Origin of the sequence: Saccharothrix longispora, assembly GCF_030852425.1 — a bacterium.
Lineage (GTDB): Bacteria > Actinomycetota > Actinomycetes > Mycobacteriales > Pseudonocardiaceae > Actinosynnema > Actinosynnema longispora.
The window spans coordinates 607013-621008 of the sequence record NZ_NSDM01000001.1 but is presented as its reverse complement, the minus strand read 5'-3'; the positions used below and the strand labels follow the sequence as shown (position 1 = coordinate 621008).

General features: G+C 73.7%; 13 protein-coding genes. 6 read left to right on the top strand and 7 right to left on the bottom strand.

What is annotated here, in order from left to right; all coding sequences use genetic code 11:
* Window positions 1–109 precede the first annotated feature (109 nt).
* Window positions 110–514: a DUF5318 domain-containing protein gene (locus tag CKY47_RS03225; protein WP_306744076.1), complete on the bottom strand. Its 405-nt coding sequence runs from the start codon at window positions 512–514 to the stop codon at window positions 110–112.
* A 176-nt stretch (window positions 515–690) separates the two neighbouring features.
* Between CKY47_RS03225 and CKY47_RS03220 the strand changes: the two genes are divergently transcribed.
* Window positions 691–1236, top strand: coding sequence for a PadR family transcriptional regulator (locus tag CKY47_RS03220; protein WP_306744075.1), 546 nt, complete (start codon window positions 691–693; stop codon window positions 1234–1236).
* Window positions 1237–1265: 29 nt separating this feature from the next.
* On the top strand, window positions 1266–2357 hold the full coding sequence (locus tag CKY47_RS03215; RefSeq protein ID WP_306744074.1) for an inositol-3-phosphate synthase: 1092 nt from the start codon (window positions 1266–1268) through the stop codon (window positions 2355–2357).
* A 69-nt stretch (window positions 2358–2426) separates the two neighbouring features.
* On the opposite strand, the gene CKY47_RS03210 is transcribed toward CKY47_RS03215, so the two are convergent.
* From CKY47_RS03210 to CKY47_RS03200, 3 genes are all read right to left on the bottom strand, one after another.
* Window positions 2427–2987 (bottom strand): DUF4232 domain-containing protein, encoded by a 561-nt coding sequence (locus CKY47_RS03210; RefSeq protein WP_306744073.1) that lies wholly within the window; start codon window positions 2985–2987, stop codon window positions 2427–2429.
* Window positions 2988–3080: 93 nt separating this feature from the next.
* Window positions 3081–3809 (bottom strand): SDR family NAD(P)-dependent oxidoreductase, encoded by a 729-nt coding sequence (locus tag CKY47_RS03205; protein ID WP_306744072.1) that lies wholly within the window; start codon window positions 3807–3809, stop codon window positions 3081–3083.
* A gap of 10 nt (window positions 3810–3819) precedes the next feature.
* A complete protein-coding gene (locus tag CKY47_RS03200; RefSeq protein ID WP_306744071.1) occupies window positions 3820–4467 on the bottom strand; it encodes an HAD family hydrolase in 648 nt (215 codons plus the stop codon).
* Window positions 4468–4627: 160 nt separating this feature from the next.
* On the opposite strand from CKY47_RS03200, the gene CKY47_RS03195 reads away from it, so the two are divergent.
* From CKY47_RS03195 to CKY47_RS03185, 3 genes are all read left to right on the top strand, one after another.
* Window positions 4628–6640, top strand: a complete 2013-nt coding sequence (locus tag CKY47_RS03195) for a PhoX family protein (RefSeq protein WP_306744070.1) — start codon at window positions 4628–4630, stop codon at window positions 6638–6640.
* Between the two features lie 205 nt (window positions 6641–6845).
* Complete coding sequence (locus tag CKY47_RS03190) at window positions 6846–8864, top strand: PhoX family protein (RefSeq protein ID WP_371320617.1); 2019 nt, start codon at window positions 6846–6848, stop codon at window positions 8862–8864.
* 82 nt (window positions 8865–8946) lie between these two features.
* Window positions 8947–9630: an SDR family oxidoreductase gene (locus CKY47_RS03185; protein WP_306744068.1), complete on the top strand. Its 684-nt coding sequence runs from the start codon at window positions 8947–8949 to the stop codon at window positions 9628–9630.
* Here CKY47_RS03185 and CKY47_RS03180 read toward each other — a convergent pair.
* Window positions 9593–10147 (bottom strand): hypothetical protein, encoded by a 555-nt coding sequence (locus CKY47_RS03180; RefSeq protein ID WP_306744067.1) that lies wholly within the window; start codon window positions 10145–10147, stop codon window positions 9593–9595. The genes CKY47_RS03185 and CKY47_RS03180 overlap by 38 nt on opposite strands.
* A 64-nt stretch (window positions 10148–10211) precedes the next feature.
* Window positions 10212–11513 carry an amidohydrolase family protein gene (locus CKY47_RS03175; protein ID WP_306744066.1) on the bottom strand — a complete coding sequence of 434 codons (1302 nt, stop codon included), beginning with the start codon at window positions 11511–11513 and terminating at the stop codon, window positions 10212–10214.
* Between the two features lie 212 nt (window positions 11514–11725).
* Between CKY47_RS03175 and CKY47_RS03170 the strand changes: the two genes are divergently transcribed.
* Window positions 11726–12724 (top strand): hypothetical protein, encoded by a 999-nt coding sequence (locus CKY47_RS03170; protein WP_306744065.1) that lies wholly within the window; start codon window positions 11726–11728, stop codon window positions 12722–12724.
* 47 nt (window positions 12725–12771) lie between these two features.
* Here the strand turns inward: CKY47_RS03170 and CKY47_RS03165 are convergent, their stop codons facing one another.
* On the bottom strand, window positions 12772–13941 hold the full coding sequence (locus tag CKY47_RS03165) for a sensor histidine kinase (protein ID WP_306744064.1): 1170 nt from the start codon (window positions 13939–13941) through the stop codon (window positions 12772–12774).
* Between the last annotated feature and the right edge of the window lie 55 nt (window positions 13942–13996).

Below are 13996 nucleotides of genomic sequence, written 5' to 3'. Positions count from 1 at the left end.
ATGCTGGTCGTTCACGAAATGGCCTCCAAGACCGGCGTGCGGGCGCACGCGGTTCGGTGGTCGTACGCCGCAGGTCCTCGGTGGAACTGCGTCCGCGGTCGGAGCGGGTTCACTCCGCCGCGGTCCTCCTGCGCGGCTTGCGAGAGTTCAGGCCACGCGTTCCCAGGACGTATGACTGCACCAGGTGGTTCCAACTACATGTGCGGCAGACCTCGACGACGTACACGGTGAACTCCTCGAAGAGGGTCGCCATCCGCGTGAGCTCCTCGGCGGTGCGCGCGGACCCGGCCGCGTGCTTGAGCTCGTCGCCGTAGACCCAGGACACGTGGGTGAGCGGTTCCTTGCGGCACACCGGGCAGGTCACGTCGCTCGGTCGGCCGTGGAACTTCGCAGCTCGCAGCAGGTACGGGCTCGCGTCGCACACCTCCATCGTGCCCACTCGGCCCGCGTAGACCTCCGCCAGCAGCGCACGGCGCTGCAGCGCGTAGTCCACGACCTGGCGTTGGGTCGACACGCGACCAGAGTACGTGGCGCCCCCGACCGTTCGATGGGCCGTTCAGGGCAGCGCGCCGAAGGCAGGGGTCGCTGTGTGCCACGCGACACCGGGAATGCGCGCGCGGATGTATCGCGCCGATATACTCGCCACACCCATCGGCGTACGGGCAGGGCTCATCGGGCGGGGAGGTGCCGGTGCTGGAGTTCGCGATCCTCGGGCTGCTGCACGAGGCGCCCATGCACGGCTACGAGCTGCGCAAGCGCCTGCACGAGCTGCTGGGGGCGTTCCGGGCGTTCTCCTACGGGACGCTGTACCCCACGCTGCGCAAGTTGCAACGTGGCGGGCTCATCGTCGAGGAAGTGCCCGAGGCGGACTCCGTCCGCTGGGGGCGCCGGGCGCGCAAGGTCTACAAGCTCACCGCGGAGGGCAAGGAGAGGTTCGCCGACCTGCTGGCCAACGCCGGTCCCCAGACGTGGGACGACGACTCGTTCGGCGTCCACCTGGCGTTCTTCTCCCGCACCCCCGCCGACATCAGGATGCGCATCCTCGAAGGCCGCCGCAGGCGGGTCGAGGAGCGCCGCGAGGGGCTGCGCACCTCATTATCGGCGACCAGTGAGCGGATCGACCGCTACACGCGGGAGCTGCACCGGCTCGGGCTGGAGAGCTCCGAGCGCGAGGTGCGGTGGTTGAACGAGCTGATCGCGACCGAACAGGCCGAACAGCGCGAGCGGGACGAATGAACCAAGCAGAACAAGAAGGAGGACTCGGCATGGGCGACAACCGCCGCACCGTTCGAGTGGCCATCGTCGGGGTCGGCAACTGCGCGGCGTCGCTGGTGCAGGGTGTCCACTACTACCGCGACGCCGACCCGAACACCAAGGTGCCGGGTCTCATGCACGTCCGGTTCGGCGACTACCACGTCCGCGACGTCGAGTTCGTCGCCGCGTTCGACGTGGACGCCAAGAAGGTCGGCACGGACCTGTCCGAGGCCATCGGCGCCAGCGAGAACAACACGATCAAGATCGCCGACGTTCCGCCGCTCGGCGTCACCGTGCAGCGCGGGCCCACGCTCGACGGGCTCGGCCGGTTCTACCGGGAGACCATCGAGGAGTCCGACGAGCAGCCGGTGGACGTCGTCGCGGCGCTGCGCGAGGCCGAGGTCGACGTGCTGGTCTCCTACCTGCCGGTGGGCTCGGAGGACGCGGACCGGTTCTACGCGCAGGCCGCCATCGACGCGGGCGTGGCGTTCGTCAACGCGCTGCCGGTGTTCATCGCCTCCGACCCGGAGTGGGCGGAGAAGTTCCGCGCCGCGGGCGTGCCGATCGTCGGCGACGACATCAAGTCCCAGGTCGGCGCCACCATCACGCACCGCGTGCTGGCGAGGCTGTTCGAGGACCGGGGCGTCCAGCTCGACCGCACCATGCAGCTGAACGTGGGCGGCAACATGGACTTCCTCAACATGAAGGAACTGGAGCGCCTGGAGTCCAAGAAGGTCTCCAAGACCCAGGCCGTCACCTCGCAGGTCGACCGCGACATGGGCAAGCGCAACGTCCACATCGGCCCGTCGGACTACGTGTCCTGGCTGGACGACCGCAAGTGGGCGTACGTGCGGCTGGAGGGTCGCGCGTTCGGCGACGTGCCGCTGAACCTGGAGTACAAGCTGGAGGTCTGGGACTCCCCGAACTCCGCGGGCATCATCATCGACGCGGTGCGCGCCGCGAAGATCGCCCTCGACCGGGGCATCGGCGGCCCGATCCTGTCGGCGTCGTCGTACTTCATGAAGTCCCCGCCGGAGCAGTACTCGGACTCCGCGGCGCACGAGGCCGTCGAGGCGTTCATCCGCGGCGACGTGGAGCGCTGACGCACTTCGTGACCGGTGGCCTCCCCGCGCGGGGAGGCCACCGGTCCCCGGGGGCCGGCCGTGGACCGCTCAGCCGTGGGCGACGACCTGCCCGACGTGGGTGGCCGGGTGCGTCGCCCCGTTCTGGAGCAGCACGCGGCCCGCGGGCCAGGCCAGTTCCCGGGTCGCGGTGGTGTCCGGTGGTGTGACCAGCAGCCTGCGCACCTCCCAGCCGTCGGGCTGCGGCGCGTAGGTCAGCGTGGCCGCCGCCTTCCCCCGCGGGCGCAGGGTCAGCGCGGGGGAGTCGGCGCCCTGCCTGCGCACGACGTCCCAGCCGAGCCCGTCCGCGCCGTCCAGCCGCACGCCGGGGTAGCCCGCCAGGGTGCACTCGGCCGTGCCGCGGTTGGTGAACACGATCAGCAGCACCTGCCGACCGTCCTCCGCCGGCGACCCCGGACCGGTGGACACCTCCAGGTCCGCGCACTTCCCGGCGGCCTTCCGGGCGCTGCTCGTCCTGTTCGCGCCCTTGGTGCTCTTGACCGTGGTCGACCCGCCCTTCGCCCTCGAGTTCGACGAGCAGCCCACCAGCGCCGTCGCCGCGACCAGTGCGGCCAGCACCGCCGCCGTCCCGCGCACCCACGTCCCGCTCACGCGTCCCCCTGTTCCCCGTCGACCGGATCACGGAGTAGGACGCGACCACCACCCTGCGGGCACATCGGTGTGGCGCGGATCACGCCTCTCGCCTCACCTCTTGCCGAGGCGCAGCGACTGCCAGGACCCGTCGGCGGTCCACCCGCCGTCCACGGGCAGCGCGACCCCGTTGACGAACCCGCTCCGCGCGGGGTCGGCGAGGAACGACACGGCCTGCGCGATGTCGTCCGGGGAGGCGAAGCGGCCCATCGGCACGTGGTCGGTGATGTCCTGGTCGGAGTAGTGCCCGCCGGCCTGGTCCGCGACGTCCATCTCGGTCTTCACCCAGCCGGGGCACACCGCGTTGACCCGCACACCCCGGCCGCCCCACTCGACGGCGAGCGTGCGCGTCATCCCGATCAGCCCGTGCTTGGTCGTGTTGTAGGCCGCCCGGTCCGCCACGCCGCGCAGCCCGGCGACGGACGCGATGTTGACCACCGACCCGCTGTTCCGCGCCAGCATCACCCGTCCGAGCGCCTGCGTGAGCAGGAACGGCCCGGTGAGGTTCACCGCCAGCATCCGCTGCCAGTCCTCCAGCGGCACGTCCTCGAACGGCGCGATCCCCGAGATGCCCGCGTTGTTGACCAGCACGTCGACCCGACCGCCGACCCGGTCGGCGACCCGGGCCACGTCGTCGGGCGACGTCACGTCCCCCACCACCCCGCCGGGGGTCTCCCGCAGGTCGAACCCGACGACCTCGTACCCGTCCGCCCGCAACACCGCCGCCACCCGGGCCCCGATCCCCTGAGCCGCCCCGGTCACCACCGCTACCCGTTGGTCCATGGGGTGAACGCTAGGACCGCGGCACCCCCAGCGCGCCCGGCAGGTCTTCGATCCCGTGCAGCACCGTCACCTCCGCCAGCACCTCCGGGGCGGGCGGAAAGTGGGGGTTCGGCACCGCGTACACCGCCATCCCGGCGGCCAGGGCGGCGCGCAGGCCGTTCGTCGAGTCCTCCACGGCGGCGCTGCGGGTCGGTTCCACGCCGAGCCCCGCGCACGCCAGCAGGTACACGTCCGGTGCGGGTTTGCCCGCGCCCGCCGCCTCGCTGGACACCACCACGGGCACGACCCCGGTCAGGTCCGTCGCGCGCAGGAACGCCTCGATCAGGCTCGGCGGCGACGAGCTGGCGATGGCCACGGGCCACCTCGCGGCGACGGCGCGCACCACGTCCACGGCGTGCGGCAGGACCGGGGGACCGGCCTCGTAGCGGCGGTCCATCTCGGCGATCACGCCGGCCGCCGCGTCCTCCGGGGACAGCCGGACGCCGACCTCCTCGACCAGGTAGGCGCCCCACTCGGGGGTGCTCATGCCCTGCATCGCCCGCGTCGCCGCCGGGGTCCACGTGCCGCCGTGCGCCGTCGCGAACGCCCGCCTCACCTCGTCCCACACGGTCTCGGAGTCCACGAGCACGCCGTCCAGGTCGAACACCACCGCATCCACACCGCCGACCGTAGTGCGAGCGCGGCCGCTCCACCGCGCCGACCGGATGTCGGGGCGGCCCGTCGACGCCGTGCCGGCCGCCGGGGAACTCGTGGGTTAACAACCGGTGAACGCCGGCCTACGGTCGGTTGGTCCCGGATCGACCGTAGGAGGCGCACGAGTGAGACACCTGCCCCTGCTCGCCAACCACTCCCCCGGTCGCGCGGCGGTGACCTGCCGGTACCGCTGCGGCGACGCGTGCTTCCACGACGTGCCCAACACCTCGGGCAACCCGTACTTCGGCGACCTGCTCGACCGCCGGAGCGCCATCAAGGCCGGTGTCGTCCTCGGCGCCGCCCTCACCGCGACGAGCGCGACGGTCGCCGCCGACGCCGCGCCCGCCGCCGACGGGACCGGGGCCGAGCGGCACCCCGCCCGCGGCCTGGACTTCCGGCCGGTCGAGCCCAACACCCTCGACGCCGTCGTCGTCCCCGAGGGGTACCGCCAGGCCGTCGTCATCCGCTGGGGCGACCCGCTGTTCCCGGACGCGCCGGCGTTCGACTTCGACCGCCAGACCGCCGCCGCGCAGGCCCGCCAGTTCGGCTACAACTGCGACTTCGCCGCGCTGCTGCCGCTCGACCCGACCGGTCGGACGAACCTGCTGGTCACCAACCACGAGTACACCGGCGAGCCGTTCATGTTCCGCGGTTACGACGAGGCGAACCCGACCCGTGGACAGGTCGAGGTCGCGTGGGCCGCGCACGGCCTGTCCGTGCTCCGCGTCGACCAGGACCGCGACGGCCGCCTCACCCCGCGGTTCTCCCCGCGCAACCGCCGCATCACCGCCACCACGCCGTTCGAGCTGCGGGGTCCCGCAGCCGGCTCGGACCTGCTCAAGACCGGCGCCGACCCGACCGGCACGCGCGTCCTCGGCACCCTCAACAACTGCGCGGGCGGCGTCACGCCGTGGGGCACGGTCCTGTCCGGCGAGGAGAACTTCAACCAGTACTTCGCGGCCACCGGCGACCCCCGCGAAACCCGCTACGGCATCAAGGACAACCCGACCACCCGCAAGTGGGAGCGCTTCGACGAGCGCTTCGACCTCGCCCGGGAGCCCAACGAGGCGAACCGCTTCGGCTGGGTCGTCGAGCTCGACCCGCACGACCCGGACTCCACGCCGGTCAAGCACACCGCGCTCGGCCGCTTCAAGCACGAGTGCGCCAACATCCGCATCGCCGGCGACGGCCGCGTGGTCGCCTACTCCGGCGACGACGAGCGCTTCGAGTACATCTACAAGTTCATCTCCCGGAAGAAGGTGCGGCGCGGCGGCGGCAGGTCCGTCCGCCGGCACAACATGACCCTCCTCGACGAGGGCACGCTCTACGTCGCCCGCTTCACCGGTGACAGCCCGCCGGCCGAGATCGACGGCTCCGGCAGGCTCCCGTCCGACGGCCGGTTCGACGGGCGCGGCGAGTGGGTGCCGCTGGCGAGCGGCACCAGGTCGTTCGTGCCCGGCATGACCGCCGAGGAGGTCTACGTCTTCACCCGCCTCGCCGGCGACCGGGTGGGGGCCACGAAGATGGACCGCCCCGAGGACATCCAGACCCACCCGCACACCGGCGTCGTCTACTGCGCGCTGAGCAACAACGTCGACCGCGGCAAGGAGGGCAAGGAGGGCGCCACCGAGCCGAACCCGCGCGTGGACAACAAGCACGGGCAGGTGCTGGAGCTGACCGAGCGCGGCGGCGACGCGCTCGCGCTGTCCTTCTCCTGGAACCTGATGCTGGTGTGCGGCGACCCGGCGTCGCCCGACACGTACTTCGCGGGCTACGACAAGTCGCGGGTGTCGCCGATCTCCAGCCCGGACAACGTGGCGTTCGACCGGCACGGCAACCTGTGGATCTCCAGCGACTCCGGCGGCGCCCTCGGCGGCCTCAACGACGGCCTGTACGCGGTGCCGGTCGCCGGGCGGGAGCGCGGCCACCTCACGGCGTTCCTCACCGTCCCGCGCGGCGCGGAGACGTGCGGTCCGGTGATCGGCGAGCGCGTCGTCACGGTGTGCGTGCAGCACCCCGGCGAGGTGGACGGCGCGAGCGCGGACAACCCGGCGTCGCACTGGCCCGACGGCGGCGACTCGCAGCCGCGCCCGTCGGTGGTCGCGGTGTGGCGGGAGGGCCGTCGCATCGGGGAGTGACCCCGGGTGACCAGGTGATTTCGATCGGTGGGGACTTCGAGGTGTTCGCCCCGCGTTCACCTCGAAGTCCGCTCCACGTGGGATTGCACTCCTACGTTCGGCCAGTTCCCACTGAGCGATATCGGAGGTCCGCGTGTCCTCATCCACCGATCGGGGTCGGCGCCTGCTGCCCCTGCTGCCCAACCACCCCCTCGGGCGGTCGGCGATGACCTGCAAGTTCCGCTGCGGAGACGCGTGCGCCCACGAGGCGCCCAACACCTCGGACAACGCCTACTTCGGTGACGTCGTCGGTGACGTCGTGCGTCGCCGCGGCCTGCTCAAGGCCGGTGCGGTGCTGGCCGTCGCGGGTGCGGGCGCCGGCCTCCTCGGTTCCGGCACGGCCGCCGCCGCGCCGCGCGGGAACACCGACGCGGACCTCGACCTGGGGGCCGGTCGCCGCAAGGACGGCCTGAACTTCACCGCCGTCACCCCGAACACCGAGGACCGCGTCGTCGTGCCGGACGGCTACGACCAGTCCGTCGTGATCCGCTGGGGCGACCCGGTGCTGCCCGGCGCGCCGGCCTTCGACTTCGACCGCCAGACCGCCGCCGCGCAGGCCAAGCAGTTCGGCTACAACAACGACTTCTGCGGCCTGGTGCCGCTCGGCGGCCCCGGCGACCGCTGGCTCATGGTGAGCAACCACGAGTACAGCACCGAGGACGCCATGTTCCGCGGCTGGCGGGCCGACTCCACCACCCGCGAGCAGGTCGAGATCGCGTGGGCCGCGCACGGCATGTCCGTCGTGCTGGTCGAGCGCGACCGCCGCAGCGGCAGGCTGACAGCCAAGGTCGACCGCCGGTACAACCGGCGCGTCACCGTCACCTCCGAGTTCAGGATGACCGGCCCGGCCGCCGGCTCGGACCTGCTCAAGACCAGCGCGGACCCGTCCGGCACGAAGGTCCTCGGCACGCTGAACAACTGCGCCGGCGGCGTGACCCCGTGGGGCACGGTCCTGTCCGGCGAGGAGAACTTCAACCAGTACTTCGCCAACGCGGGCACCGTCACCGACCCCGTCGCCAAGGCCCGCCTGAGCCGCTACGGCCTGTCCGGCGGCGCCTCCGGCCGCCGCTGGGAGAAGTTCGACAAGCGCTTCGACGTGGCGCAGGAGCCCAACGAGGTCAACCGCTTCGGCTGGGTCGTCGAGATCGACCCGCTCGACCCGACCTCGACGCCGGTCAAGCACACCGCGCTCGGCCGCTTCAAGCACGAGGGCGCCAACGTGATCATCGCCCGCGACGGCCGCGTGGTCGCGTACATGGGCGACGACGAGCGCTTCGACTACCTGTACAAGTTCGTCTCCGACGAGAGGTACAAGCCCGGCAACAGCAAGCACGCCCGCGAGCACAACAAGAAGCTGCTCGACAAGGGCACGCTGTACGTCGCGAAGTTCACCGGCGACAGCCCGGCCGCCGAGATCCCCGGCACCGGCGCGCTGCCGTCCGACGGCGAGTTCGACGGCACCGGCGAGTGGATCCCGCTGGCCGCCGGGAACCGCTCGTTCGTGCCCGGGTTCACCGCCGAGGAGGTGTACGTCTTCACCCGGCAGGCCGCCGACAAGGTCGGCCCGACCAAGATGGACCGCCCCGAGGACGTCGAGCCGAACCCGCGCAACCGCCGCGTGTACGCCGCGCTGACCAACAACACCGACCGCGGCAAGGCGGGCAAGGAGGGCGCGACCGAGCCCAACCCGCGCCCCAACAACCGCCACGGCCACGTGCTGGAGCTGGAGGAGCGCCGCGGCGACAACACCGCGACCGCGTTCTCCTGGAAGCTGCTGCTGGTCTGCGGCGACCCGAACGCCGCCGACACCTACTTCGGCGGCTACGACAAGTCGCAGGTCTCGCCCATCTCGTGCCCGGACAACGTGGCGTTCGACAGCCGCGGCAACCTGTGGATCTCCACCGACGGCAACGCGCTCGGCTCCAACGACGGCCTGTTCGCCGTGCCGGTCGAGGGGAAGTACCGCGGTCGGGTGAAGCAGTTCCTCACCGTGCCGCGCGGCGCGGAGACGTGCGGCCCGGTCGTCGAGGACGACTTCGTCCTGGTGTCCGTGCAGCACCCGGGCGAGATCGACGGCGCGTCCGCCGACACCCCGCTGTCGCACTGGCCGGACGGCGGCGCGAGCCAGCCGCGACCCGCGGTCGTGGCCGCGTGGAAGAAGGACAAGGGCCGCATCTGCGGCTGATCCGGGGGTGGGCAGGGGTCCGCGCCCGAGAGGTGCGGACGTGGACGCGGTGGCGCGGACCCCTGCCCGTTAATGTCCTCCCATGACCCGACCCGTTGCCCTGATCACGGGTGCGTCGCGCGGCATCGGCGCGGCCACCGCCCGCGCCCTCGCGCCGACGCACGACCTGCTCCTGGGCGGCCGGGACACCGACGCGCTCGCCGCGCTGGCAGACGAGCTGGGCGGTGCCCGGCCGTGGCCCGTCGAGCTGACCGACCCGGACGCGCTCGCCGGCGCGGTGTCCCCGCTGGACCGCCTCGACGTCCTCGTGCACAGCGCGGGCATCGCCGAACTCGGCGCGCTGGCCGACACCGGCGCCGACGTGTGGCGCCGCACGTTCGACCTCAACGTCGTCGCGGTCGCCGAGCTGACCAGGCTTGCGCTGCCCCTCCTGCGCGCCGGGCGCGGCCACGTCGTGCTGGTCAACTCCGGCGCGGGCCTGCGGGCCAACCCGAACTGGGGCGCCTACGCGGCCAGCAAGTTCGCGCTGCGCGCCTACGCCGACGTGCTGCGGGCCGAGGAGGAGGACGTGCGCGTGACGTCGGTCCACCCCGGTCGCGTCGACACCCCCATGCAGCGCGGCGTCCGCGAGCAGGAGAGCGGCGACTACGAGCCGAACCTGTACCTGCGGGCGGAGTCCGTGGCCGCCGCCGTGCTCGGCGCGGTGCTCGCGGGCGAGGACGCCCACGTCACCGAGGTCGTGGTGCGGCCGCGCCCCCGGCCCTGACCGGCTGGTCGGCGAAGGTCAGCACCCGGTCGGTGGCGAACCACGCGAGGGCGCGGTCCGCCACCGACGACGACGCGGCCACCGACGCGGACACGACCTCGCCGTTGCCTCGGAAGCCGTGGGCGGCGCGCCGGCGCGCGCCCACGGCGAACACCACCAGGCCGCCGTCGTGCTGACCGACCGCGCCCGTGCACCGGGCCGCCGCGCACACCCCGGCCGGCGTCGACCGGCCCGGCGCGTCCACCCGCACGGACAGCCCGTCCGGGCCGCGCGGGGTGGTGAAGCGCACCTCGGTGGCGACGTGCCCCGAGCCGCGGGTGCGGGCGCCGACCACCACGTCCGCCGATCCGGGCACCAACCGCCGGACCAGCAGAACCTGGCGCTCGGCGAACCGCGCCGCCGCCTCCCGCGGGGGCGCCGCCCCCGACGCCTCGACCACCGGCGTCGCGCCCGCGACCAGGGAGGCGAGCACGAGCGCGGCGGCCGACGTCCTGCCGGTCAACGTCCTGCGGGGCATCGTGCGTCCTCCCGGTGGGGTGCGGCCGTCTCCTCCAAGACGCCACCGGGGGTCGATCTGTTGCCTAGCGGAGCCGTTCGGACACGGCGCGCACGCCGGCCTGCGCCTCGTGCCGGTCCACGTCGGTGGTCTCGCCGTCGGCCACGACCTGCCTGCCGGCCACCCACACGTCCTTGACGCGCCGCGTGCCCGAGGCCCACACCAGGTTCGCCAGCACCTGCTCGTCCGGCGCGTCCAGGCCGGTCGCGAACGCCGGGTCGTCCACGTCGACGTGCACGACGTCGCCCCACCGGCCGGGCTCCAGCGCGCCCAGGTCGTCTCGGCCCAGCGCCGCCGCGCCGCCCCGGGTGGCCAGCAGCAGCGCGTCGGCCGCCCGCATCGCGGTCGCGTCCAGCGCGGTCACCCGGGCCAGCAGCGCCGCGAGCCGGGCCTCCTCGAACAGGTCGAGGTCGTCGTTGGACGCCGGGCCGTCCGTGCCCAGGCCCACCTTGACGCCCGCGTCCACGTAGGACCGGATCGGCGCGATGCCGGAGGCGAGCTTGGTGTTCGAGCCGGGGCAGTGCGCCACGCCCACGCCGTGCTTCGCGTAGATCGCGACGTCCTCCGGCGACAGGTGCACGGAGTGCGCGGACAGCACCCGCCCGCCGAGCACGCCCGCCTGCTCCAGCAGCCGCGGGACCGAACCGTGCGACTCGCGCTGCGCCACGTCCTCCTCGGGCGACTCGGCCACGTGGATCTGGAGCAGCGCGCCGCGCTCCCGGGCCTCGCCCGCCACCTCGCCCAGCGCCTCCGGCGACAGGATGTACGCGGAGTGCGGGCCGTAGCTCAGCTCGATCCGCTCGTCCGGGCCGAACCGCAGGCCGTCGGCATCGATCCACCGGGTGATCTCGTCCGTCATCGGCCGCCACGGCATGCCCGGCAGGTCCATGATCGCCGCGCCGAACAGCACCCGGGACCCGGCCCGGAGCACCGCGTCCACCAGTTGCTCGCCGTGGAAGTACATCTCCGCGCTGGTCGTCACGCCGTTGCGGAGCATCTCCACCGCGCCGAGGAGCATGCCCGCCCCGATGTCCTCGGGCTTCATCTTCGCCTCGGCCGGCCACATGGCCTCGCGCAGCCAGCGCAGCAGCGGCAGGTCGCCGCCGAGGCCGCGCAGCACCACCATCGGGCTGTGCGCGTGGGCGTTGACCAGGCCGGGCAGCAGGATGCCGGTCAGCTCGCGGACCTCGCCGGTGAACTCCGGGGCGTCGGTCCTCGGACCGACGAACACCACCCGGCCGTCCACGACGTCGACCACGGCATCGCGCAGGACGGAGCAGCCGGGATCGCAGGGCAGGACGACGGGGGCGTGCAGGCGCAACGACATGGGGGTGATCCTGCCTCACCTGATCGGCTGACACCCAGCGCCGGCGCTCGCGTGGCCGGGTGACACGAAAAGGGGGTTTGACCGTCTGGGCGCGTGCGTCGCCGGGATCGGCCGTAGCGTCCGAAAGCGGTCTCGACGGATGCGTGGAAGGGGCGACGGTGGTGGCTCAGGACGGTGGCGGCGCCGGAACCGGTGCCCGCGAGCAGCGAGTGGTGGCGGTACTGCGGTCGGAGGCGGACTTCACCGACCCGAACCTGTCCCGCGAGCACCGCTGGCTGGCGTTGTACCTGGTCGTGCAGCTGGCGGACGGGCACGGCCGGCTCAGCTCCGCGTACCGGAGGGTCCTCAAGCACGCCGCCCGGGACCGCAGGCACTGGGCGCACAACCGCTCGCTGGGCGCGGTGCGCGCCGAGGTGGGCCGCTGGATCGGCCCCGGCGCGCGGCCCGGTGGCCGGCCGCCGTGGAACCGGGTGGCCGCGGTGATCAGGGCGGCGGTGGACCCGGAGAGGGCGCCGGAGGTGCTGGCCACCGCCCGCTACCTGCACACGCTGGCGTCGGGCGGCACCCCGGACCCGCGGTCGCGGCCGGCCTGGCTCCGGCCAGGGGTGGGCGAGGTGAGCACGGCCCTGATCGGCGGTCCGGAGTGGGCGAGGAAGCACCGCCTGCGCCCCGCCGGGCAGGTTCCCGCGCCGACCGCCCCCGAGCCGATGGCCGGGTCGCCGTCCGTCGAGCCGGCTGCTGTCGAGCCGATCGCCATCGAGTCGGCGCCTGTCGAGCAGGCAGCCGTCGAGCCGGTCGCCGCCGAAGGCGCCGTGACCCTGGTCGCGACACCCGTGCCGACACCCGCGTCGACACCCGTGCCGACACCCGTGCCGACACCCGCGTCGACACCCGCGTCGACACCCGTGCCGACACCGGAGCCGACACCCGCCCCCGCGCAGGCAGATCCGGAGCGCAGCAGCTACCAGCTGCTCTGGACCGTCGTCCGCGCCCACCGCGACGCCCAGGCGCGCTACGAGGCCCGCATCGCCGAGCTGGAGGGGCTGGTCGGCGACCTGCGCGCCGCCATCGCCGCCGCCGGGGTCACCATCCCCGCCCAACGCCCCCGCCGGCACCTCACCGGACACCACCTGGCGCTCGACGACCCGGCCCGGGCGTTCACCTACCCGCTGCCCGCAGACCTGCCCGAACCCAGGACCGGGAGCAGGTAGCCGGGATCAGGTGGCCCGGATCAGGTGGCCCGGGGCCACCGCCCGGCTCACTCGGCCACCGGCAGCTCGGCGCGGACCTCCCAGCCGCCACCCGCCCGCCCGCCCGCGCTGAACCGGCCGCCCAGCAGCTCCACGCGCTCCCGCATCCCCACCAGGCCGTACCCGCCGGACCCGCCCACCGGGGCGGTCCTCACCGCACGGCCGTCGTCGGCCACCACCACGTGCACCCGCCCCTCCGACACGGACACGGACACGTCCACCGCCGTCACGCCCTCGGCGTGCTTCCGGCTGTTGGTCAGCGACTCCTGCACCAGCCGCAGCACGGACCGGCCCAGTGACGGCGGCACCGCGTCGGGCAGGTCCACGTGCAGGCGCACCGGCTGCCCGGACTGCTCCACGACCCCGCGCACGTCGTCGGCCAGGTCGCTGGTCGCGGCCGGCGAGGGCGCCTCGGCCTCCGCGCCGCGCAGCGTGCCCACGAGCCGGCGCATCGCGGTCAACGCCTCGTTCCCGCTGTCCACGATGACCGGCAGCACCTCCTGCGCCGCCGCCGGCACGGCCTGCGCCGCCTGCGCGTGCACCACGATCCCGGTGACGTAGTGCGCGACCACGTCGTGCAGCTCGCGCGCCAGCGCCATCCGCTCCGCGTGCTGCGCCGCGGCCACCTCGGCGCGCACCGCCGTCGCGCGCTCCCGGTCCCGCGCCCGGAAGTACAGCCCGGTGCCGATCGACAGCGCGAGCAGCACCGACCCGCCCAGGACCTGCTGCCACACCTCCGGCCCCGCGTACCCGGTGTCGGGCCAGTGCTGGAGGTAGTAGTTCGGCCGCAGCGGCCCGGACACCGCCGCCGCCGCGACGAGCGCGACCACCGCGACCACCGCGCGCGGCCACGGGGACTGCCGCACGGCCACGGCGACGATCGCCATGACGGCCGCCGTCTCGGAGATCGCCAGGCCGGTGACCATGGGCAGCGCGGGCGACTGCCCGGCGGCCCTGAGCACCGCGGACCCGGCGAGCACGGCGGTGGCGGCGGCGAGCGCGGCGTCGAACGGCCGCCGGGGCGCCAGCACGGCCAGCGCGCACACCACGGCCGTGCCCGGGAGCTGCCACCAGCCCGCGTCGCCGACCTGCTCCGTGCCGAGGAAGAAGAGCAACGCGCACGCCAGGGGCCACTGGCGGCGGGCCAGCGCGCGCCACCCCAGGTGAGTGCTCTCCACGGCACACCACCGTAGGTCCTCGGGGTGGATCGCGCGTCCGCCCCCGGTCGGGCGG